A 21,627-nucleotide genomic window follows, 5' to 3' on the forward strand; every position below is an offset into this window, starting at 1 on the left:
AATGGTCACTGTAACCGCGGCCCTGTCTGCTCTCCACCTGAGAACAGAGCGGTGATCAGCTCCGCCCCGTCCCGCGCAGGGTCACGCTCGGCGAGGGCCGCCGCGATGCGCCGAGCACCGGTCCGGATCGCCGGGTCCTGCTCGATCCGGTCCAGGGCCCGCCCCAGGTGAGCGGCGGTGGGGCGTGGCCCCAGGTGCAGACCGGCCCCGGCCCACTGGACCCGCCGGCCGATGTCGGCCTTCTCCTCGCTGCGGCCCACCTGGACCACCGGCACCCCGTGCGCGAGGGCGAGCAGGACACCGGTCCAGCCGCCGTTGGTGATGAGCACCGATGCGTGCGGCAGCACCTCCGCATAGGGCACGAACGACTCGACGGCCACGGCTGGACCGACGAGCCCGGGCCCGCCCAGGAGGGCCGAGTCGCCCGAGCCGGTCGTGACGACGCCGGGCCGGCCGGTCTCCTGGAGCATCTGCACCGCCGGTGCGAGCAGCTCGGCCGGGTCGTGGCGCAGCGTGCCCTGGGTGGCGAGCACGACCTGGCCGGACCGACCGGACACGACCCCGTCCCACCAGGGTGGCGGCTGCCAGCCGGTGGCCGGGGCCGGGCGGATCGCCCCCACGAAGTGGACGTGGTCGGGGAGCCCGGCGCGGCGGGGATACTCCAGCTCCGGAACCCCGCAGTGCAGGTGGAGATGGGGCGAGAGCGCGGCCTCGACGACCGCGGTGCTCGTGGGGGGCAGGTGCAGGTCGGCGCGGAGTGCGGCATACCGCTGCTGGGCCCGGCGCATGACCAGCCGCCGGCTCGCCGCCTGGACCACCAGGTTGCGCCAGACCCACGGCGTCGGGGTGCGGTAGGGCAGCCCGGCGCCGAAGGGGGGCGTGCGCTCGTCCGGGTGGTGCAGCGGGCCGTCGCCGAAGCTGATCCAGGGCAGGCCGGTGACCTCGGCCGTGAGCGCGGCGGCATGGCCGAGGGAGTCGGTGAGGATCAGGTCGGGGCGGAGGTCGTCGACCAGACGCCGCAGCGCGGGCAGCCGGGTCGCGGCGTCGCGCAGCAGCCAGTCGTAGCGGGTGGAGACCTCCCGGATCCTCCCGCCGCGGGGCAGGTAGGGCTCGACGGTCCCCGTGTCGTGGACCGTGTCGGGGTCGCTCAGCCGGCGCACCGTGTCGAGGAGCGGCTCGGGCACCCCCCAGGCCACCTCGGCGCCGCGGGTCCGCAGGCCGGCGACGAAGGGGGAGGCGTTGACGGCGTGGGCGTAGATCGGGCTGCTCAGCACCAGCACCCTCACGCCAGCATCTCCCTGATCTCCTCGACGGCCCGGGTCAGTCCGTCCTCCCCGCGCATCGAGCCTGCGACGAGCGCGGCCCGCCCCCGATGGCCGGGGTCCGAGACCGCCTGCGCGATCCGGCGGGCGAGGAGCGCGCGGCCGGCGAGCGCCGCGGGGACCGGGGCCGGACCCAGGCCGAGGGCGTGGACCCGGCGGGCGTAGTGGCCCTGGTCACCCAGGTGGGGGACGACGACCTGGGGTATGCCGTGCGCCGTCACCGCGTGCGTGGTCCCGGAGCCGCCGTGGTGCAGGACCGCGTCGACCCGGGGCAGGAGGGCGCGGTGGTCGACCTCGGCGGCGACGAATCCACCGGCCATCGGGCCGGGTGGGGGGCCGGAGACCTGGACGACGGCTGGTCGGCCCGCGTCGGCGGCGGCACCGAGCAGGCGGGCCACCTGCCGGGCGGGGCTGGTCAACGGCAGGCTGCCCAGGGCCAGGAGGATCGCGCCCGGGTGCGCGGCCAGCCAGCGGTCGAGGTCGGGCGGGAGCCCCCGGGTCGGGGTGGGGTCGGCCCACGCACCGGTCTGCAGCAGGGCGGGTGAGGGGTCGGGGTCGAGGACCGGGCTGGTGGTCAGGAGCGGAGGCTGGAGGGGGTCGTCCAGGCGGTCGTGCCAGTCGGCCTCCGCGACATCGGTGAGGTCCGCGAGCGCGCGGGCGCTGGCGGACGACAGGCCGGTCGTCATCCGCCACATCGCCCGCTGCCGCCGGTCCTCGATCTGCGGGGGGAGGAGGTCGAAGGGAGGACGCCCCCAGGCCGAGACCCCCTCCAGGCTCGGGACGAGCGGCGCGTGGAGGACCAGCCGTGCCGGGGCACGCAGGCCGGCTCGGCGCAGCACGGGCACGAGACGCGCCGTCGCCAGTCCGCTGAGGATGACGTCGGCCCCGTCGAGCCACGGTCGGACGGTGCCCACGAGACGACCGGCACCGGCGGCCATCCGGGCGCGCTGCTGGAGGTAGTGCAGGCCGGGGTTGAGCTGGGAGATACCCCGCGCCACCGAGGAAAAGGGCCACATCGCCTCTGCGGCAGGAGGACCGACGACCAGGGGCGTGGCCCCGGCCCGTCGGACCCGATCGGCACCATCGGCCAGGACCGTGACGCACACCTTCGCCCCCGACCCGGCCAGGGTGTGCGCGAGCCGGGCCGCCGGCTCCACGTCCCCGCGGGTCCCGACGGCCAGCAGGAGGACTCGCCTGCCGCGCAGGGGGGATCGGTCGGGCACACGACCACGCTGCCTCGTGGCAGGAGATTGAGCAACCCGAGCACCCACCACCCACCCCACCGAGCGAGCCGAGCGGTTGCCCTCAGCGCAGCGGGGCAAGACGTGTGAGCAGGTGAGCTCGGCACGGCTCGCCTAGGGTAGGGCCATGCCTGGCGCGGAGAGCGGAGCCCCCCGCCCGTGAGCCGCGCCCTCGCTCCGGTGACCGAGCTGCGCCGCTTCCTGCGTGCCTCCCTGGTCACGCCCGTGCCGCGGGACCACCAGGACTCTCCCGCGGCGCTGCGCCGCCGCCGCGTCGTGACCGCGCTCACCCTCGTCGTGGGCACCGCCCTGCTGTGGTGGTCCCTAGCGCTGCGTCCGGGCGACCCGCTCTTCTACGTCGGCACGGCGGCGCTGGCGCTGACCTGGATCGCCGGCGCCCTCCTCTCCGGGCCGCTCTACCTCGGCCGCGGCCACCTCCGCACCGGCTTCCTGCAGGTCGACCACGCCGAGCAGCCCGCCACCAGCGGCGGCGAGTTGCGTGCGGACGGGGAGCGGACGGCATACTCCCTGCCGATCCTGCAGTCCCTCGCCCTGGGCACGCTGCTCCTGCCGCTCTTCCTGGCCGGCGCCCTCGTCGTCGCGCAGGTCCCGCTCCTGGCCGGCCCGGTCGAGGATCTGCTCGACCACGCACGCTACGGCGCGCTCCCGCTCGTGCTGCTCATCACCGTCGTCAACGGCATTGCCGAGGAGCTCTTCTTCCGCGGCGCCCTCTACGCCGCGATCCCCAGACGGGTGACCGTCATCGCCACCACGCTCATCTATGCCGCGACCACCGTCGTCGCGGGCGTCCCCCTCCTCGTCCTCGCCGGGGTGCTGCTCGGCCTGGTCTGCGGCCTGCAGCGCCGCGTCACCGGCGGGATCCTCGGCCCCGCCATCACCCACATCACCTGGTCCTCCGGGATGCTCCTGCTCCTTCCCCCACTCATGGAAGCACTGAGGTAAGACATGCCTGCCACCCACCGCACGCTGGTCACCGGCGCCACCGGCTACATCGGCGGCCTGCTCGTCCCCCGCCTGCTCGACGAGGGGTATGCCGTGCGCGTGCTCACCCGCTCCGGCGACCTGCCGCAGGAGTGGGCCGACCGGGTCGAGGTGGTCGAGGGGGACGCAGGGTCCGCCGACGACCTCGCCGAAGCCCTGGCCGACGTGGACGTCGCCTACTGGCTGATCCACTCGATGGACGGGGAGGGCGACTTCGCCGAGCGGGACCGGGAGATGGCGCAGGGCCTGGCCAGCGCCGCCCGGGAGGCCGGGGTCGGGCGCATCGTCTATCTCTCCGGTCTGCACCCCGAGGGCGAGGAGCTCTCCGAACATCTGGCCTCGCGGGTGGAGGTGGGCCGGATCCTGCTGGGCTCCGGCGTGCCGACCGCGGTCCTGCAGGCGGCGACGGTGATCGGGGAGGGGTCGGCCAGCTTCGAGATGTTGCGCTACCTGACCACGCGGCTGCCGGCGATGGTCACGCCGCAGTGGGTCGACAACCACATCCAGCCGATCGGCATCGACGACGTGCTCCACTGGCTGGTGGCCAGTGCCGGGCTCCCGCCGCAGATCAACCGGGCCTTCGACATCGGCGGGCCGGACGCGCTGACCTACCGCGAGATGATGCAGGGCTTCGCCAGGGTGACCGGGCAGCGGCGCCGACTCATCGTGGCGCTGCCGGTGCTCACGCCGGTGCTGGCCAGCTACTGGGTCGGGTTGGTGACCCCTGTCGACGCGGGGGTGGCGCAGCCGCTGGTGGGCTCGTTGGTGCACGAGGTGGTGTGCAGCGAGAACGACCTGGCCGGTCTGGTGGGGCAGCCCCCCGGCGGTCCGACGCCCTGCCTCGAGGCGGTGCGCCGGGCGATGGAGGGCGTCGAGCCCGACCCGCGCCACGCCACGACCTGGGTCGGTGCCGGTGCACTCGTGCTCGCCGGGGTCGCCGCGGTCGCGGCGCTGGCGTCGAGGCGCGGACGGGGCTGAGCCGCGGTCGACCCCACCGCCAGAAGGCCGCCGCTCCCTGGTCTCAGCGCAGCGGCACGAACCGGTAGTGGCCCGGTGCCCGGTGTATCCGCACCTCATCGCCGTCCCGGTCGACGACCGTCATCCGACCAGCCACCGGCAGCACCAGCCGACCACTGCCGGAGAGCTGCCCCACGAGCTCCTCCGGCACCTGCGAGGCCATGGCCGACACCAGGATCCGGTCGAACGGCCCGTCCCCCGGCCGGCCCAGCACCCCGGGTGCGGCGACCTCGATGCCGGCCCACGGCATACCGGAGTCCTCCAGGCGAGCAGCGGCCGCCTCGACGAGCTGCGGCACCAGCTCCACCCCCAGGACCGAGCCGTCGGGACCCACGAGGTGGGCCAGCAGCGCCGTCGTCCACCCCGAGCCGGCCCCGACGTCGAGCACCCGCTGCCCGGGATGGACCTCCAGCAGCTCGAGCATCCCGGCGACGGTGCTGGGCTGGGAGCTGGTCGCGCCGTGACCGATCGGCAGCGGCACGTCCTCACCGGCCAGGCCCACGAGCGCGGCGGGCAGGTAGGCGGCCCGCGGCACGTCCGCGAACGCCGCCTCGACACGACTGCGGGGCGAGGTCATCCCCCCATCATGGGCGCCTCAGAGGTCGTAGTCGACCACGACCGCCCCGTGGTCGGACAGGCGCACGCCCGCGTGCTCGCGGTCGACCGCCGCCGAGACCGCCGTCCTCGCCAGCCGCGGCGTGGCCAGGTGGTAGTCGATGCGCCAGCCGTCGCCGCGGGCATAGGCCTGCCCGAGCCAGCTCCACCAGGAGTAGGGCCCGTCCTGCTCCGGGTGCAGCCGCCGCACGACGTCGACGAGCGTCCGCGGCGAGATCTGGGCGGCCATCCACTCCCGCTCCTCGGGCAGGAAGCCCTCGGACTTCTGGTTGCGCCGCCAGTGGGCCACGTCATACCTGGTGTGGGCGAGGTTGAGGTCGCCCATCAGCAGGTACTCGCGCCCCTGCGCGAGCGAGGCCTTGCGCGAGCGGGCCAGCTGCCGCGCGAAGGCGGCCATGAAGGCCTGCTTGCGCGCGTGCTTGGCGCCGCCGTCCGGGGCCTCGCGCATGCGGCGCGGGTCCTGCAGCTCGGCGGGCAGGCCACCCTTGGGCAGGTAGACGCTGGCGATCGTCACCGGCGCCTCGGCGAGGTCGACCTCGACGTAGCGACCCTCGTGCGCGTATCGGCTCAGCCCGCGCGCCAGCGGGATGCGGTCGGGGGCAGGCTCGGTATGCAGATGCTGCTCGCCCGGCGCGCGGACCAGCACCTCGGCGTCCCAGGTGCGGATCGCGGCCGGGCGCTCGCGGGTGAGGACGGCGACACCGTTGCGCCCAGGGATCTGGCCGGGCTCGTAGACGACGTGGTAGTCGCCGAAGGCGTCCTCCGGCAGCGCACCGATCGGGGCGCGGACCTCCTGGAGGGCCAGGACGTCCAGGCCGCGACCGGCCAGCCAGTCGCCGAAGCCTCGCTTGTGGGTCGCCCGGATGCCGTTGATGTTGAAGGTCGCGATCCGGAGCACCCGGCGATCTTAGGTCAGGCCTGGTAGTCGTCCTCGGCCCGGATCGCGTCGGGGTCGTCACCGCCGAGCATCTCGTCGTTCTCCGGGTTGTCGGGTCCGTCGAGCATCCCGCCGGACTCCGGCGCGCCGTAGGCCGTGCCCTCCTCGGGCACCTCCTGGGCGATGCGCTGGTCGATCGTCTCCTCCTCGGGCTCGTCCGGGAACTGCATACCCATCGGGGCCTGCTCCGGCGGGCTCCACGGGACGTCGTCGGTCGAGTCGGGCTGGTCGAGGTTGATCTGGGCGTCCGCCGCCTGCTCGGCGTCGTAGGCCCGGTCGTCGATGTTCTCGCTGTAGATCTCTGGCTGGTCGCTCATGGGTCCAACCTCTCCCGCCGAGGTCGGCTCGGCAACCGGGGAGGGTCCGGACCGACCTGAAAGAGGGTCCGTCCCGCAGACCGGCCAGAGGGGGTCCGTCCCGCAGACCGGCCAGAGGGGGTCCGCCCCGCCCTACGGGTTTGCTCGCTCCTGGCGAGCAAACCCGTAGGGGTCACCGGTGGCCACGAACCCACCCAGGCGGGAGTCCGCACCCAGCAGGACCACGGCGTCGCGGCCGGCACATTGGGCTGCGATGAGTTCGACGGTGGCCACCGGGTCCGAGCGCTCCCCCGAGAGGTGGACGTGGGTGATGAGCTGGCACAGCGTGCCCAAGCCCCGCCGGGAACTGGCCAGCACGACGGCACGCGGCAGCCGCTCGTCGCGGAGTTGCCCGCCCCGGGCCGCGGTGGGGCGACGGACCGGGGCACCAGCGGAGCCGACGGCGAGGTCCACCCCCACCACGGGTGAGATGCCGGCCTTGAGGCAGGCCTTCGCGAACCGGACCGCCCCGTAGAGCCCGTTGCGGTCCGTCAGTGCGAGGGTGTCCATGCCGTGCTCAGCCGCGGTGGCGACGAGTTCCCCCGGGTGGGAGGCGCCGTACTGGAAGGAGTTGCGGCGCGGCGATGCCGCGATCACCTTCAACGCCACCTGCTCGGCCTGCCGGTGCGCCCGGACGTAGCGGTCCGCCGGCCGGGGGTCCCTGAGTTCGGTGCGCATCAGTCGCTCACCGCCTGCAGCACCCAGTCCTCGTCGCCGACGGAGTGGGCGAGTTCGTAGACGCCGCGGTGGGAGCCGTTGCCGGCTTCGACGCGCCACACCTCCCGCTCCCGCAGGAGGTCACCGGGGCCGGGTTCCGGGTGCTGCCACCACGCGTCGAGCGGCTCCACCTGCCTTGGACCTCCTTGACCAGCAGCAGCCGACCCCGCCAGATGAACTGCCTGGGCTGCTCGTGGAACAGCACGTGGATGGGTTCTTCATAGCTGCGCATGTGGGCCTCCGGGGGATCGTCCGCCCGGTCTGCCCGGGCGTTGGTGTGTTGTGAGATTCGACCCTCGTCGGGAAGCTTCGGGTCCGGCGCAGGGGTCGAGTCCACGCCGGACCCGAAGCGGCCCAGTCGTACCGAGACCGTCCGACGGAGCCCTTCCCCAAGATCTTCGTGATTCGAACGGTTGTTCGATACGTTCACCACTGTAACCCCACCTTCCGACAAGAGGTCAAGACCTGCCCCGACTTCGAGGTCCCGCAGCACCCCTGCCCCGTAGACTCGGGACCGTGAAACTCGCCGAAGCGCTCGCGGAACGCGCCGCCCTCACCACCCGCCTCACCCACCTTGCGCAGCGTGCCGCGCAGCACGCACAGGTCCAGGAGGGTGAGGAACCGGTGGAGGACCCGGCGGCGTTGCTGGTCGAGCACGACCAGGTGGCCGCGCAACTGGCCGAGTTGATCGCCCGGATCAACCGCACCAACCTGGCCACCACGCTCGCCGACGGCACCACGCTCACCGATGCCCTGGCCCACCGGGACGTCCTGCGCCTGAGCCAGCAGGCCTGGGCCGCGGCAGCCGATGCGGGGGCCGCTCGCACCGACCGGTACTCCCGTTCCGAGATCCGCCACGTGGCCGCCATCGACGTGGCCGCCACCCGCAAACGGGCCGACGAACTGGCCCGCGAGTGGCGGGAGTTGGACGTCCGTATCCAGGAGGCAAACTGGTCCAACGAGATCTGACGCCGAGCTTTGAAGTCGGTAGTCCAGGAGTGCGAGCGCAAGCCCATGCCGCCGGGGTCAAACGACGGCACTGCAGGGCCGACGAGCCGGCCCACCGGGTGATCCCCGGTGACAGCGCACGCTCGGCACTGTGCACAACCGCACCACGCGCCATGAGGCGTTCATCCTGCACACTGCACCACCACGCGCTGGCTCCCGGACGAGGGTGGGCACGGGGACTCCATCGGCAAGCAGATTGTCACTGGCCGGCACCAAGGTCTGGCGCATGACGTTGATCGTGCGGGGAGCCGCCATCGCCGGAATGGCTGCTGCCGCACGGCTGGCCCGGCTGGGCCACCGGGTCACGTTGGTCACCGATGGGGAGCCATTCGGGACACGTTAGGCCCCGTCGCCCGGGCCGGGTGGCCACCTCGTGGACGCCATGCCCCAGGTCACCAGGCTACCGGCCACGTGGCGGGACCTGTTCAAGAAGTCCGGCGGGCACCTGCAGGCCGAGCTCAACCGGGCTGGGCTGGAGTGGGCCGAGGCCCCGGCCGCCGAACATCTCTTCCCCGACGGCACTGCGGTCACGCTGCCCACCGAGCGGGGCGCGCAGACCCGGGCGGTGCAGCACGCCTTCGGGGCTACAGCCACCGGGCGCTGGCGCGAGTTCACCGACAGTCTGGACGGACTCTGGAAGGCCTACCCTAGGCACGCACTCGAGGGCGTGGCCCCCGTCACGACGCGGGCACAGCGTCGCGCACTCTGGCTGGACCGCACGCTCGGCGACGTCGCCGCTGACCTGTCATCCCCGCTGGGGCACCTGGTCTCCGGCCTCGGGGACTCCCCCCGCTCCCCCGCGCTGCTGGCCGTGGGCATCCACGCGGACCAGCTCTTCGGCCGCTGGCAACTGATGGGGGCCAACGGCCTGCCCCAACGCCCCTCCGTCCTCGTGGACCTCCTTGCAGCCCGCCTCCGGGAGCGTGGCGTCACCATCGTCGATCACGCCTCCGGCCGGGTCGACGTCGACTGTCGCGTGGCGCTGCCGGAGCGGACCTGGCGCGGCCGGGGCCCGGCACCCGCAGCAGCCCCTGCGGTGACCCACGCCCTCACCGACGGCACCCGGACCGGGGTTGGCGAGACCATCGACCACACCGGTGACCGGCCTGTGACCACCTGGCTACGGCCCGTGGCCGACGGTGTCCTGGTCACCACCCACAACCACCTGCACCCCACCCCGGACCTCCGGTGGGGCCTGGATGCGTGAGGAGGACGGCACCGCCCTGTTCGAACGCGACGCCTTCGCCTACCAGGCGGCCAAGCGGCTGGCGGTGCTGGACGCGGAGCACGAGGGACTGGTCTTCGGCAGGCTGGACATGTCTGACCCCGACGGCGAGGTCCGCCTCGGCGCGCCGTGCCCCAGGCGCATCCCATCGCGCTCGACATGTCCCGGCCCCTCAGCCGTGACAGGCTGGGCGGATGAGCACGGACATCAGCCGCCAGACCGGCCCGGACCGTTTCGAGATCACCGTCGACGGGCAGGTCGCCGGCTTCGCCCAGTTCGTCGACCACGACGGGCGCCGGGTCTTCTTCCACACTGAGACCAGGCCGGAGTTCTCCGGGCAAGGTCTGGCCGGTCAGGTCGTCGAGCACGCCCTGGCGGCCACCCGCGACGAGGGTCTGCGGATCGTGGCGGTGTGCCCCTACGTGAAGAAGTGGCTGGAGACCCACGAGGGCTATGGCGACCTGCTGGACGCGGCGACCCCCGACCTCCTGGGCGCGATCCCGCGCTCCTGAGGCCGGGCGCCACCCGTCAGCTGCGTCGCCGCACACTCACGAGCACGACGCCTGCAGCGCCGGGACCAGCACGTCTCCGATGTTCCAGCGCGGCTGCTCCCCGACCAGCTCGCTGGCCAGGTCGCGCCCGGTGACCCCGAGCGTCACCTGCCGCTGCCCGTCCGCCGAGCCCAGCGACACGCTGAAGGTCCCGTAGGACGCCCCGTCGTGCCCCCACAGCAGACCGGGCGAGGCGGGGTCGGAGGAGCAGGGGTCGGGAACCGCATACAGGCCCAGGCCGTAGAGCATCGGCCCCTCGGCGGCGGGCGTCATCATCTCGGCGAGCAGTCCCGGGTCGACCAGCTCACCGGTCAGCAGCGCCTCGTTGAACGCCGCGAGGTCCGCCGTGGTGCTCACCGCGGCGCCGGCGTGGCTGAAGACGTCGGGGTCGAAGCCGTCCAGCTCCAGCCAGCCGTCCTCCCAGCCCTCGCCGACCCAGGCGTCCTCACGCAGGGCCGGCCCCTTGAGCCCCGGCTCGTCGGGATAGGACGAGTGCCTCATCCCGGCGGGGCCGAAGACACGCTGCTGCAGCAGGGCCCCGACGTCCTGGCCGTTGACCTCCTCGAGCAGCATCCCGAGCGCGACATATCCGGCGTTGGAGTAGAAGAACTGCCCCGGCTCGCCCCACTGCCCGGCGTTGATGGCGTCGACGTGCTCCTGGTCGGCATAGTCCTGCCCCAGCGCGGCGAGCATCTGCTCCAGCGAGCTCGGGTCCTCGATCCTCGTCATCAGCAGCTCGGCCGTGCCGTTGGGCGCGCCCGAGGTGTGCGACAGCAGCTGCCGGATGGTCACGTCCGGGTGGTCCGGGAAGAGCCCGGGGATGACGTCCTCGACGGGGGTGTCGAGGGTCCAGGTGCCACGCTCGACCTCCTGCAGGACCAGCGTGGCGATCATCGTCTTGGTGTTGCTGGCCACGCGGAAGCGGTCCTGCCAGCCCGCCGGCGGCTTCCCGTCGACGTCCCGCAGGCCGGCGGAGCCGCGCCAGTCCAGGCCGGGGCTCTCGACGCGGACGGTCACGCCCACGGCCCCGTCGGTGACGACCTTCTCCATCCCGGCGTCGAGGGCGTCGGTCGCCGGCGTCGACCGCCCCGGCGGCGTGCCCTTGACCTTGATCTTCGCCTGCTCGGCCGTCGCCTGCTCCGCCGCGCGCGAGACCTCGAGGCTGCGGGCCTGCTGGTCGGGCACGGCCGGCCCGTCGGGACGCTCCGGCGCGGCGACCGCGGCGGGCGCCACCAGCGCGAGCGAGGCGACGGCGGCCACCGCGGTGGCGGCGCGGGTCGAGCGTGTGGTGCGGTGCATCTTCATACCCCTCCTGATCGTGGATGACTGCCCTGCCAGTCTCGCGACCGCGGCGCGCCGGCACATCGGGAGGACGACGGAGATCCGTCTCCGTCCTGCGACGGAGACCAACGACGCCGGGTATGAGACGAACGACGCGGAGGTATGCGGTGCACGTCGCCTGCCCCCGCGCACGGCAGGATGGACCCATGAGCTATGACATCCTCCTCTACCCTCGCGAGCCCGGACAGGACTGGCAGGCGATCCTGGACGCCGACGAGGCCGACACCCCCCAGGAGCTGCTGGACGACGAGGCGGCGATGAACGCCGGGGTCGAGACCTTCCGCCGGATCGAGTCGCGGCTGCGGCGGTTCGTCAGCGGCGAGACCGAGACCTGGGTGGCCGAGGAGACCGGTGGCGACGTGCTCGGGGAGTTCACCGACCTGGCCTCCGGGCTGCAGGTCGCGGTCTACCACGGCTCGGCCGCGGTGACCTTCCCCTACCGGCCCGTCGACAACCTGGCCGGCTTCCACATCAAGGTGCGCGAGGCCGTGCGGATCGTGGCCGAGGAGACCGGCTACGAGGCCTACGACCCTCAGCGCGGCGTGGACTTCGACGGCACGATCGACGACGGACCCGGGCGCGAGGCCGCCGCGAAGCTCGCCGCCGAGGGTGGCGCGCCCGCGGGTGAGGCTGGGGACGGCGCCGCGGGTGGCGGCCTAGGGGCGGAGGACGGCCTGGATCGCGGGCTGGACCGCGGCATCGACGACGCCGACACCTCCGACCTGGCCCCGCCGTCCTCCGCGGCCGTGGTGCACCCCTCCTCCGACGAGCCCGCACTCGGGCTGGACGGGCAGCCCGTCGCGGCCGAGCCGGAGCGCGAGCTGACCCCGCGCGAGCAGCGGCTCCAGGCGATGATCGAGGCCCGTCGCGACCCGGTGCGCGTCCGCCGCCGGGCCTACTTCGACCTGGCGCTCGCCGTCGCGGTCGGCATCTGGGCGTTCATGCGGCAGAGCTCGGGCGAGACCGGCTTCCTGACGACGGTGCTCTTCTTCCTGGCTGCGCTCAACCTGTTCTCGGGCCTGATGGCCCTGCGCGCGGCCAGCAAGCTGGAGACGGAGAAGGCTGCGGGCTCTCCGACGGACCCGACCGGTCCCACCCCGCCCACCGACCCGACCGACAGGTCCTGAGCTCCCGCACGTGCCCCACTTTTCGCGGCGAACTGGCCTCCAGACCACGAAAGGTCCTGCACGTGCCGCCAACCCGCTGCCATCACGCCCGCCAGACCTGCTGACAGGCCATGCTGACAGGCCATGCTGACGCCCTACGGGTTTGCTCGCTGTCAGCGAGCAAACCCGTAGGGCGCCACAGGGGCCTGTGTAAGGGCCTGCCGGGCCAGGGAACAGACGGCCAGCCCGGATCCCAGGGGAGGAGGGATGGGAGCGGGATGGGAGCGGGATGGAGGCGAGAGCGAATCCCAGGGGACGATGGAGCTGGGCACCCGGGAGATGGGCCAGCAGGCAACAGAAAACCCCCGAGCCTGGGGCTCGGGGGTTGACGTCCTGTGCAGGACATCTGGTGCGCGAGGGGGGAGTTGAACCCCCACGCCCTTTCGGGCACACGGACCTGAACCGTGCGCGTCTGCCTATTCCGCCACTCGCGCAAGTAGCCGGGCAAGATTAGCACGCACCCGCGGGAGCGAAGAAATCCGCAGGGCTCAGGGATCCAGCACGGCTCAGGCATCCAGCACGGCTCAGGCATCCAGGGCTCAGGCGGGGTCGTGGAAGGCGACGCCGATCTTGCGGTCCTCGACCAGCGTGCCCCTGGGCTGACGCAGCGCGAGCATCGTCAGGCCTACGTCACCCACGCAGCCGGCGAGGTGGACGGCCGCGGGAAGCACGACCCACCCGCCCCAGGGGCCGGCCCAGACCCACCACAGCAGCAGCGGGCCGAGGACGACCAGGGGCGCGAGTGCGACGAGGGCGTACTGCTCCCGCGTGAACAGGTGGCCGGGTGCCGTCGTGTAGAAGAACGCCACCGCCCCGCTCTCGCTGCGCCCCGCCCCGAACGTCGGCCGCCCGCCCACGAGCACGATGACCAGGCCGTGCAGCAGCTCGTGGACCACGACCAGCACGATCCCCACGAGCACGGCGACGAGCACTCCCACCACCAGCTGGACCAGGTGAGCGAGCGCCGCAGTCAGACCCAGCGCGGCGGGCACGTCGGCATCCCGGGACACCGCCCACAGCACGGTGTGGAGCACCACCCCGACGAACAGCACGACGAGGGAGGCCACGACGAGGCCCTGCTCCGTCCGCGCGTCGGGCTCCCACACCCGCACGTCACCGTTCTCACTCACCCCGGCACGATCACTCACCCAGGCACGATCCCACACCCGGACCAGCGCAGATCCAGGGCCCTGCCAGCAGCGGCAAGTACGATCGGACGGGCATAAGCCAGCTCTTCTTCCGGGACCGAACATCAAGGAGTGGCCGTGGGTGTCTTCGACAGGCTCGAGCGGGGGCTCGAGCGTGCGGTGAAGCAGCCCTTCGCCCGCGTCTTCAAGGCCGAGGTGCAGCCCGTCGAGATCGCCTCGGCGATGCGTGACGCGATGGACGACCGGGCCGCCGTGCTCGGCCCGGGCCGCACGATGGTCCCCAACGTCTTCACGATCCAGCTCGCCGAGACCGACCACGAGCGGCTGGCCTCCTACGAGCGGGCCCTGACCGACGAGCTGGTCGCCGCCGCCGAGGACCACGCCGACGCCCAGCGGTATGTGGCTCCCGGCCCCTTCGAGGTCCGTCTCACCGCCGGTGACGACCTGGAGACCGGGATCTTCCGGGTCGCGGCGGCCGCCAAGGACGGTCGGCCCGGCCGCGGGGGCTCCCGGCCCGACGACCGCGACCGACGCGACGACCGCGCCCGACGCGACGACCCGCGCGGTCGTGGCCCGGCCGCCCCGCGCGGACGCGAGGAGCAGGACGACCCGCATGCCGCATACCGTCGGCCCTCGGACCCCCGAGCAGGAGGCGAGGGCGGCACCCGGGCCTTCGAGACCCAGGAGCGTCAGCCGGCGCGCGGTCGCGGACCGCGGCCCGTGCTGGAGCTCGACGGGCGGCGGATCCCGCTGACCCAGGCCGTGACCGTGCTGGGCCGCGACGCGCAGGCCGACGTGACCCTCGACGACCCGGGCGTGAGCCGCCGGCACGCCGAGCTGCGGATCACCCACGACGGCCCCCACCTGCAGGTCATCCTGCGCGACCTCGGCTCGACCAACGGCAGCTATCTCAACGGCGAGCAGGTCGGCTCCGAGGAGCTGCGCAACAACGACCGGCTCACCATGGGTCGGACCCACCTGATCTTCCGCCTGGAGGGCTAGATGGGTGAGCTGACCCTCAACCTCGTCCGCCTCGGCGTGATCGTCCTGCTCTGGGCGTTCGTCTTCTCCATCGTCGGTGCGCTGCGGGGGGACCTCTACGGCACGCGGGTGCTCAGCCGCAACGCCGGGCCGCCGCGGTCGCGGGAGTCGCGCAGCGAGCGCAAGCAGCGCAAGAACGCCCCCAAGCACCTGGTCGTCACCGAGGGCAGCCTGCGCGGCACCTCCATCCCGCTGCACGAGTCCGGCGTGCTGATCGGCCGCAACCCGGAGTGCTCGCTGGTGCTGACCGACGACTACGCCTCCGGCCGCCACCTGCGGATCTATCCCGGCGCGGACGCCTGGTATGCCGACGACCTCGGCTCCACCAACGGCACCATCGTCAACGGTCAGCGGATCACCACCGGCGCCCGCCTCGAGCCCGGTGCGCAGATCCGGATCGGCCAGACCGTCATCGAGCTGCGCCGCTGACCCATGCCCGTCTCCCTGCGCTACGCCGCCCGCTCCGACCTCGGTCTTGGCAGCAAGTCCCGCAACGAGGACTCCGCCTACGCCGGCCCGGAGCTGCTGCTGCTGTGCGACGGGATGGGCGGGCACGCCGCCGGTGACGTCGCCTCGTCGCTGGTCGTGGCCGAGCTGGCGCACCTGGACGGCGAGTCCCACGGCGCCGACGACGCCCTCGACATCCTCGAGCGGGCGCTGGAGGAGGCCAACAGCCGCCTCGCCGACGTCATGGAGGTCTATCCCGACTCCGACGGGATGGGCACGACCTGCATCGCGATGCTGCGCGCGGGGACCAAGCTGGCGGTGGCCAACATCGGCGACTCCCGCGCCTACCTGCTGCGCGGCGGTCGGCTGACCCAGATCACCAAGGACCACAGCTTCGTCCAGAAGCTGCTCGACGAGGGACGGATCGAGCCCGAGGAGGCGCTGCACCACCCCCAGCGCTCGCTGGTGACGCGGGTCTTCACCGGTCGGCCGGAGGACCAGCCGGACCTGTCCCTGCGCGAGCTGCGCCAGGGCGACCGGATCCTCATCTGCAGCGACGGCCTGACCGACTACGCCGCCGAGGAGACGGTCGGGGAGATCCTGGCCCAGACGGGGCGGACCCCCGGGCAGATCGCCGACGAGCTCATCCAGCTGGCGCTGCGCGCCTCCACCCGCGACAACGTGACCGTCATCGTGGCCGACGCCGTGCCCTCCGGCGACGGCACCACCAAGCCGCAGGTCGTGGGCGCCGCCAGCGAGCGCCGCTCGACCCGTCGGCCGACCGAGCTCACCCCCGCCCAGAAGGCCGCCCAGCTCTCCCGAGAGGCCTCGGGCGTGCCGGTCGCCGACCAGGGACCGGTGCTGGCCGAGGAGGGTCCGACCAGCCCCTTCCTGCGGTGGCTGCGGCGCGGGCTCGTCGGGGCGGCGCTCGTGGCGGCCCTCGGCGGGGCCGGCTACCTGGCGTGGGGCTGGAGCCAGACGCAGTACTTCGTCGGCGAGCAGGACGGGATGGTCACGATCTACCGCGGCCTGGCCCAGGACCTGGGACCGATCGACCTGAGCGTGGCCGAGGAGGAGACCGACCTGGCCCTGGAGGCCCTGCCGGGCTACTACCAGGAGCGCGTGCGCCGCACCCTGGCCGCCAGCGACCGCGCCGGCGCCGACACGATCGTGGCCGAGCTGCGCTCCCTGGCCGGCACCGAGCAGGTGCAGCCGGTCGACGACGGGGCCGCCACCAGCGCACCCGGGACGACGGGCGCCCCCGGCACCGGGACCACCTCCACCGGGACCACCTCCACCGGCGGCGTCTCCACCAGAGACCTCTCCACCGGGGACATCGCGACGGTGACGATCACCGCCCTGCCCGGCAACCGCTCGCTGGCCGACCTCCTCGACCTGGGCGTCACCCTCGGCGAGGAGGTGTCGCCGTGAGCACGGCCACCCGCTCCGGCCCCTCCCCGGTCACCATCTCCAGCCTCAAGGTCCGCAGCGGCCGGACGCTGGAGCTGCTGCTGGTCCTCTTCGCGATCGGCATCGTCGCCCTGGCCTATGTCAACGTAGGCCTGGCGACCGCGGACGCGCTGCCCACCGACGTGTGGTGGCACGTGGGGATCTTCGCGGTCTTCCCCCTCGCCCTGCACGTCGTGCTGCGGTGGCGGGCCAAGTATGCGGATCCGCTCCTCCTCCCGCTCGCGACCCTCCTCAACGGGCTGGGTCTGGTGATGATCCACCGGATCGACCTGTCGATGGGCCTGGAGGCCACCTCCGGGGTGGCCAGCCGCCAGCTCATGTGGACCGGCCTGGCCGTCGGGATGGCGGCGGCGGTGCTCATCGTGCTGCGCGACCACCGGCTGCTGCGCAACTTCACCTACATCGCCATGGCCGTCGGTTTCCTGCTGCTGCTCATGCCGATGCTGCCGGTGATCGGGCACGAGGAGAACGGCTCCCGGCTGTGGATCCGCGTGGCGGGCATGAGCTTCCAGCCCGGTGAGCTGGCCAAGATCGCCCTGGCGATCTTCTTCGCCGGCTATCTGGTGAGCACCCGTGACGCGCTGTCCCTGGTGGGCCGGCGCATCCTGGGGCTGCAGTTCCCCCGCGCCCGCGACCTCGGGCCGATCCTGGTGGCCTGGATGCTCTCAGTGATGATCCTGGTGCTCCAGCGCGACCTGGGCTCGTCGCTGCTGTTCTTCGGGCTGTTCGTGGCCATGCTCTACGTCGCGACCGAGCGGACGAGCTGGATCGTCATCGGTCTCTCGCTCTTCGTCGGTGGTGCGGTGCTGGCCTGGCGGGTCTTCTCCCACGTCCAGACCCGCGTGACGCTGTGGCTGGACCCCTTCGCCGAGGGGCAGTCGGACCAGGTCGCCAAGGGTCTGATGGGCCTGGGGCACGGCGGGATCTTCGGCACCGGGCTGGGGCAGGGCTTCCCCTACATCACCTACTTCCCCGCCAGTGACTACGTCATCGCCAGCTTCGGGGAGGAGCTGGGGATGATCGGGCTGTTCGCGATCCTGGCGCTCTACGCGTTGTTCGTCGAGCGCGGCCTGCGGGCGGCCATCGGCGCCCGTGACGGCTTCGGCAAGCTGCTGGCCGCCGGCATGGCGTTCACCGTCGCGCTGCAGGTCTTCGTCATCGTCGGCGGCATCACCCGCGTGATCCCGCTGACCGGTCTGACCACGCCCTTCCTGTCCTCGGGCGGCTCGTCGCTGCTGGCCAACTGGATCATCGTGGCCCTGCTGCTGCGGATCAGCGACCACGCCCGGCGGCCCGTGTCCGAGCGCCGTCAGGACCCCACGGTCGACCTCGCCGAGGGACGGGCGGTGGGCCGGTGAACACCCCGATCCGCCGGCTCGCGGTCGTCGTCTTCCTGATGTTCACCGCGCTGCTCATCGCCACCACCTGGATCCAGTTCGTCCAGGCCGGCGACCTGCGCGAGCGCCCCGGCAACCGCCGCACGCTCATCGACAGCTACAGCCGCGAGCGCGGGGCGATCCTGGTCGACGGCGACCCGATCGCCCGGTCCGAGGCCACCGACGACGAGCTGAGGTGGATCCGCCGCTACGACCAGGCCTCCCGCTACGCCCACGTCACCGGTTACTACTCCTTCACCTACGGCGCGGGCCTGGGGCTGGAGCGGGCCCGCAACTCGGTCCTGGCCGGCACCGACGACAGCCTGTTCTACCAGCGGCTCGTCGACGTCGTCGCAGGTCAGAAACCTGTGGGCGCGAGTCTGGAGCTGACCATCGACCCCGAGGTGCAGGCCGCCGCGGCCGAGGCGCTCGGCGACCGTCGGGGCGCGGCCGTGGCCGTCGACCCCAGGACCGGGGCCATCCTGGCGATGGTGAGCCACCCGACCTTCGACCCCAACGCCCTCTCCAGCCACCAGCTCACCGCGGTCGACGAGGCCTACGTCAGGCTCACCGAGGACCCGGCCCGTCCGCTGGTCAACCGGGCGATCGCCGGCGACCTCTACCCGCCCGGGTCGACCTTCAAGCTGGTCGTCGCTGCCGCCGCTCTGGAGAGCGGCCGCTACGAGCCCGACAGCGAGCTCGAGGGCGAGCGCACCTACACCCTGCCGGGCACCAGCACGACGCTGCCCAACTTCGGCGGCGCGGCCTGCGACCCCCAGGACCGCCCGACGCTGCACGAGTCGGTCCAGGTGTCCTGCAACACCTCCTTCGCCTGGCTCGCCGGCGAGCTCGGGGCGGACGCCCTGCGGGAGCAGTCGGAGAAGTTCGGCTTCGGCCAGACCCTCCAGGTGCCGATGACCGTCACCCCCAGCAGCTATCCCGACGGCCCGGACGAGGCCCAGCTGGCCCTGACCGGGATCGGTCAGCACGACGTGCGGGAGACCCCGCTCCAGGTGGCGCTCATCTCCGCCGGGATCGCGAACGACGGGGTGGTGATGACCCCATACCTGGTCGACACCGTGCGCAACGGCGACCTGGAGGTCATCGAGCGGACCGAGGCCCGGCCGCTCTCCCGCGCCGTCTCCGGCGAGACCGCGGCGGCGCTGACCGCGATGATGGTCGACGTGGTCGAGAAGGGCTCGGGGTATGCGGCAGCCGTCCCCGGTCTCTCGGTCGCCGGCAAGACCGGCACCGCCGAGTTCGGCACCCAGGGCGCGGCCCACGCGTGGTTCACCGGCTTCGCCCCCGCCGACGACCCCAAGATCGCGGTGGCCGTCATCGTCGAGTCGGCGACCGACAGCTGGATCGGGGAGACGGGCGGGCGGATCGCCGCCCCGGTGGCCAGGGCGATGCTCGAGGCAGGAGCGGACCGATGAGCGACGACGCCACCCACGTGGGCCCCCCGCCGCCGGAGAAGGACGCGCCCCGCGTCCTGGGCGGCCGCTACGAGATCGGCCCGCTGGTCGGGCGGGGCGGCATGGCCGACGTGCACGCGGGCGAGGACCTGCGGCTGGGCCGGCAGGTCGCGATCAAGATCCTGCGCACCGACCTGGCGCGCGACTCCTCCTTCCTGTCCCGCTTCCGCCGCGAGGCCCAGTCCGCCGCGGGTCTGAGCCATCCCTCGATCGTGGGCGTCTACGACTCCGGGGAGGAGTCCGTCCCGCAGCCCGCCGGCGCTCCGGTGCAGGTGCCCTACATCGTCATGGAGTTCCTCGACGGCAAGACGCTGCGCGAGCTGCTCAACGAGAGCCCGGACAAGATGCTGCCCCCGGACGAGGCGGCGCGCATCACCGCGGCGGTGCTGTCGGCGATGGAGTACGCCCACGCCCGCGGCCTGGTCCACCGCGACATCAAGCCGGCCAACGTCATGGTCACCCCCAACGGCGCGGTCAAGGTCATGGACTTCGGCATCGCGCGGGCGCTGGCCGACACCGCCGCCACGATGACCCAGACCTCGGCGGTCATGGGCACCGCGCGCTATCTGTCGCCGGAGCAGGCGCAGGGGCTGGACGTCGACGGCCGCTCCGACCTCTACTCGGTCGGTTGCCTGCTCTACGAGCTCCTCGCCGGCCGGACGCCTTTCCAGGGCGACCCGGTCTCGCTCGTCTACCAGCACCTGGGCGAGATGCCCAAGCTGCCCTCGACCTACCGGCCGCTGCCGGAGGGCATCGAGGCGATCACGCTCCACGCGCTGGAGAAGGACCCCGACCAGCGCTACCAGACCGCGGCGGACTTCCGCGCCGATCTCAACGCCTTCCGGGCCGACCGCCCGGTCTCCGAGAACGCGATGGCCAGCCTGGCCGCGGTCGTCGGAGCGGGGCAGAAAGGCCCCGGTGGCGGAGACGGCGCCGGACCGGCCGCGGGCGGCGTCGGAGCCGGCGACTTCGGGACCGGTGACTTCGGCGCCGGTGGTGCCGGGGCCGGTGGTGTCGGGGCCGCGGGCGGCGTCGGCGCGGCTGCCGCCGCGCGATCGGCGCGGGCGATGGCCCAGACCGAGGCCGTGCCCGTCCCTGGCCGGGGACCCGGCCAGGGCGGCGGCGACGGCTACGACTCCGGCGGTTACGGCTCGAGCGCTTATCGGGGCGGCGACGACCGGTGGGAACGCACAGACGAGCTGCCCGTCCGGGAGAAGCGCCACCGCGGCGCCGGACTCCTGCTCGGCGCCCTGGCCCTGCTGGCCGTCGCCGGCGTCGCCTGGGTGCTCTTCCAGGTGCTCGGCCCCGGATCGGGTCCGCCCGAGCCGGTCCAGGTCGCCGTCCCCAGCACCGTGGGCGAGACCGAGGCCCGGGCCCGTGAGATCCTCGCGGACGCCAGCCTCCAGGTCGGCGGTGTGGTGCCGCGGCACAGCGACCGCGAGCAGGGCACCGTCATCTCCCAGAACCCCGAAGGCGGGATGGCCCCCGAGGGCACGGCCGTAGATCTGGTCGTCTCGGCAGGTCCGGAGGCGATCACCATCCCGGACCTGCGCGGGTGGGAGGAGCAGGCCGCCCGCGACGAGCTCGCCCGGCTGGCGTTCACCAATGTCGTCGAGGAGGCGCAGGAGACCGACTCTCCCGACCATGAGAAGGGCGAGGTCATCTCCACGACGCCCGGTGGCGGGCGGGCCGTCGACCCCTCGACCGAGATCACGCTCGAGGTCGCGACCGGCAAGGTGAAGATGCCCGACCTCGTGGGCAGGACGAGGGACGAGGCGGTGCTGCTCGTCCACGACTCCTCGCTCGTGATGGAAGAGGTCCAGCTCCTGGCGACCTACGACCACGAGCCCGGGACGGTCATCGAGCAGTCGCGCCAAGAGGGCGAGCGCCTGGACCACGGGACCAAGATCACCATCATCGTCGCCGAGCAGCCTCCGCAGACGGCGATCATCACCACCGAGATCACGGTTGAGCCGGCACCCCCGCCGACCACCGAGCCGCCGACCACCGAGCCGCCGACCTCGGACGACCCGACGACCCCACCGCCGAGCGACCCGCCCACGACGGACCCGGCCGAGCCGACCGGACCTCCGACGACTCCCCCCGTCGACCCGCCCGGCCGCCCCAGCCCGCCCCCGACGGATCCGCCCACCGAGACCGGCTGACCACACC

Annotated in this window: 22 protein-coding genes, 1 tRNA gene and 1 pseudogene; 13 read left to right on the plus strand and 11 right to left on the minus strand. The window is 73.0% G+C overall.

Annotated features, from left to right (window positions below):
• Positions 1-5: 5 nt before the first annotated feature.
• Positions 6-1,286, minus strand: coding sequence for a glycosyltransferase (locus tag ACTMMA_RS04940; RefSeq protein ID WP_441188986.1), 1,281 nt, complete (start codon positions 1,284-1,286; stop codon positions 6-8).
• Positions 1,283-2,545 carry a glycosyltransferase gene (locus ACTMMA_RS04945; protein ID WP_441188987.1) on the minus strand — a complete coding sequence of 421 codons (1,263 nt, stop codon included), beginning with the start codon at positions 2,543-2,545 and terminating at the stop codon, positions 1,283-1,285. The genes ACTMMA_RS04940 and ACTMMA_RS04945 overlap by 4 nt, the downstream gene beginning before the upstream one ends.
• Positions 2,546-2,722: 177 nt before the next feature.
• Between ACTMMA_RS04945 and ACTMMA_RS04950 the strand changes: the two genes are divergently transcribed.
• The gene (locus ACTMMA_RS04950) at positions 2,723-3,526 is read left to right on the plus strand and encodes a CPBP family intramembrane glutamic endopeptidase (RefSeq protein WP_441188988.1); all 804 of its coding nucleotides are present in this window, start codon (positions 2,723-2,725) and stop codon (positions 3,524-3,526) included.
• Between the two features lie 3 nt (positions 3,527-3,529).
• A complete protein-coding gene (locus tag ACTMMA_RS04955) occupies positions 3,530-4,543 on the plus strand; it encodes an NAD(P)H-binding protein (RefSeq protein ID WP_441188989.1) in 1,014 nt (337 codons plus the stop codon).
• Between the two features lie 43 nt (positions 4,544-4,586).
• Here the strand turns inward: ACTMMA_RS04955 and ACTMMA_RS04960 are convergent, their stop codons facing one another.
• The 6 genes and pseudogenes from ACTMMA_RS04960 to ACTMMA_RS04985 form a co-directional block, all read right to left on the minus strand.
• Positions 4,587-5,159: a protein-L-isoaspartate O-methyltransferase family protein gene (locus tag ACTMMA_RS04960; protein ID WP_441188990.1), complete on the minus strand. Its 573-nt coding sequence runs from the start codon at positions 5,157-5,159 to the stop codon at positions 4,587-4,589.
• A gap of 18 nt (positions 5,160-5,177) precedes the next feature.
• Positions 5,178-6,095, minus strand: coding sequence for an exodeoxyribonuclease III (locus ACTMMA_RS04965; protein ID WP_441188991.1), 918 nt, complete (start codon positions 6,093-6,095; stop codon positions 5,178-5,180).
• 14 nt (positions 6,096-6,109) lie between these two features.
• A complete protein-coding gene (locus ACTMMA_RS04970) occupies positions 6,110-6,451 on the minus strand; it encodes a hypothetical protein (RefSeq protein WP_441188992.1) in 342 nt (113 codons plus the stop codon).
• A gap of 132 nt (positions 6,452-6,583) precedes the next feature.
• The gene (locus ACTMMA_RS04975) at positions 6,584-7,168 is read right to left on the minus strand and encodes a PHP domain-containing protein (RefSeq protein ID WP_441188993.1); all 585 of its coding nucleotides are present in this window, start codon (positions 7,166-7,168) and stop codon (positions 6,584-6,586) included.
• Complete coding sequence (locus ACTMMA_RS04980; RefSeq protein ID WP_441189091.1) at positions 7,168-7,338, minus strand: hypothetical protein; 171 nt, start codon at positions 7,336-7,338, stop codon at positions 7,168-7,170. The genes ACTMMA_RS04975 and ACTMMA_RS04980 overlap by 1 nt, the downstream gene beginning before the upstream one ends.
• Before the next feature lie 32 nt (positions 7,339-7,370).
• Positions 7,371-7,439: pseudogene (locus ACTMMA_RS04985) on the minus strand (hypothetical protein); the annotation flags it as partial.
• A 284-nt stretch (positions 7,440-7,723) separates the two neighbouring features.
• Between ACTMMA_RS04985 and ACTMMA_RS04990 the strand changes: the two are divergent.
• From ACTMMA_RS04990 to ACTMMA_RS05000, 4 genes are all read left to right on the plus strand, one after another.
• Positions 7,724-8,176, plus strand: a complete 453-nt coding sequence (locus ACTMMA_RS04990; protein ID WP_441188994.1) for a DIP1984 family protein — start codon at positions 7,724-7,726, stop codon at positions 8,174-8,176.
• Positions 8,177-8,597: 421 nt separating this feature from the next.
• Positions 8,598-9,422: a hypothetical protein gene (locus tag ACTMMA_RS04995; protein ID WP_441188995.1), complete on the plus strand. Its 825-nt coding sequence runs from the start codon at positions 8,598-8,600 to the stop codon at positions 9,420-9,422.
• Positions 9,415-9,756, plus strand: coding sequence for a hypothetical protein (locus ACTMMA_RS18190; RefSeq protein ID WP_502361875.1), 342 nt, complete (start codon positions 9,415-9,417; stop codon positions 9,754-9,756). The genes ACTMMA_RS04995 and ACTMMA_RS18190 overlap by 8 nt, the downstream gene beginning before the upstream one ends.
• Positions 9,680-9,952, plus strand: a complete 273-nt coding sequence (locus tag ACTMMA_RS05000) for a GNAT family N-acetyltransferase (RefSeq protein ID WP_502361876.1) — start codon at positions 9,680-9,682, stop codon at positions 9,950-9,952. Before ACTMMA_RS18190 ends, ACTMMA_RS05000 begins: the two co-directional genes overlap by 77 nt.
• Before the next feature lie 36 nt (positions 9,953-9,988).
• Here the strand turns inward: ACTMMA_RS05000 and ACTMMA_RS05005 are convergent, their stop codons facing one another.
• Positions 9,989-11,290, minus strand: a complete 1,302-nt coding sequence (locus ACTMMA_RS05005) for a serine hydrolase domain-containing protein (protein WP_441188997.1) — start codon at positions 11,288-11,290, stop codon at positions 9,989-9,991.
• A 188-nt stretch (positions 11,291-11,478) separates the two neighbouring features.
• On the opposite strand from ACTMMA_RS05005, the gene ACTMMA_RS05010 reads away from it, so the two are divergent.
• Positions 11,479-12,459: a hypothetical protein gene (locus tag ACTMMA_RS05010; protein WP_441188998.1), complete on the plus strand. Its 981-nt coding sequence runs from the start codon at positions 11,479-11,481 to the stop codon at positions 12,457-12,459.
• Positions 12,460-12,845: 386 nt separating this feature from the next.
• Here ACTMMA_RS05010 and ACTMMA_RS05015 read toward each other — a convergent pair.
• Positions 12,846-12,932: transfer RNA gene (locus tag ACTMMA_RS05015), tRNA-Leu, on the minus strand.
• A gap of 105 nt (positions 12,933-13,037) precedes the next feature.
• A complete protein-coding gene (locus ACTMMA_RS05020) occupies positions 13,038-13,628 on the minus strand; it encodes a DUF3267 domain-containing protein (RefSeq protein ID WP_441188999.1) in 591 nt (196 codons plus the stop codon).
• 135 nt (positions 13,629-13,763) lie between these two features.
• On the opposite strand from ACTMMA_RS05020, the gene ACTMMA_RS05025 reads away from it, so the two are divergent.
• From ACTMMA_RS05025 to ACTMMA_RS05050, 6 genes are read left to right on the plus strand one after another with little or no spacing between them, the layout of a single operon-like run.
• Positions 13,764-14,648: an FHA domain-containing protein gene (locus tag ACTMMA_RS05025; RefSeq protein ID WP_441189000.1), complete on the plus strand. Its 885-nt coding sequence runs from the start codon at positions 13,764-13,766 to the stop codon at positions 14,646-14,648.
• Positions 14,649-15,116 (plus strand): FHA domain-containing protein FhaB/FipA, encoded by a 468-nt coding sequence (locus ACTMMA_RS05030; RefSeq protein WP_441189001.1) that lies wholly within the window; start codon positions 14,649-14,651, stop codon positions 15,114-15,116.
• A gap of 3 nt (positions 15,117-15,119) precedes the next feature.
• A complete protein-coding gene (locus ACTMMA_RS05035; protein ID WP_441189002.1) occupies positions 15,120-16,565 on the plus strand; it encodes a PP2C family protein-serine/threonine phosphatase in 1,446 nt (481 codons plus the stop codon).
• A complete protein-coding gene (locus ACTMMA_RS05040) occupies positions 16,562-17,962 on the plus strand; it encodes an FtsW/RodA/SpoVE family cell cycle protein (RefSeq protein WP_441189003.1) in 1,401 nt (466 codons plus the stop codon). Before ACTMMA_RS05035 ends, ACTMMA_RS05040 begins: the two co-directional genes overlap by 4 nt.
• Positions 17,959-19,416 (plus strand): peptidoglycan D,D-transpeptidase FtsI family protein, encoded by a 1,458-nt coding sequence (locus ACTMMA_RS05045; RefSeq protein ID WP_441189004.1) that lies wholly within the window; start codon positions 17,959-17,961, stop codon positions 19,414-19,416. Before ACTMMA_RS05040 ends, ACTMMA_RS05045 begins: the two co-directional genes overlap by 4 nt.
• Complete coding sequence (locus tag ACTMMA_RS05050) at positions 19,413-21,620, plus strand: protein kinase domain-containing protein (RefSeq protein ID WP_441189005.1); 2,208 nt, start codon at positions 19,413-19,415, stop codon at positions 21,618-21,620. The genes ACTMMA_RS05045 and ACTMMA_RS05050 overlap by 4 nt, the downstream gene beginning before the upstream one ends.
• Positions 21,621-21,627: the final 7 nt, after the last annotated feature.

It is taken from the genome of Ornithinimicrobium panacihumi (genome assembly GCF_052073805.1).
Classification (GTDB): Bacteria; Actinomycetota; Actinomycetes; order Actinomycetales; family Dermatophilaceae; genus Ornithinicoccus; species Ornithinicoccus panacihumi.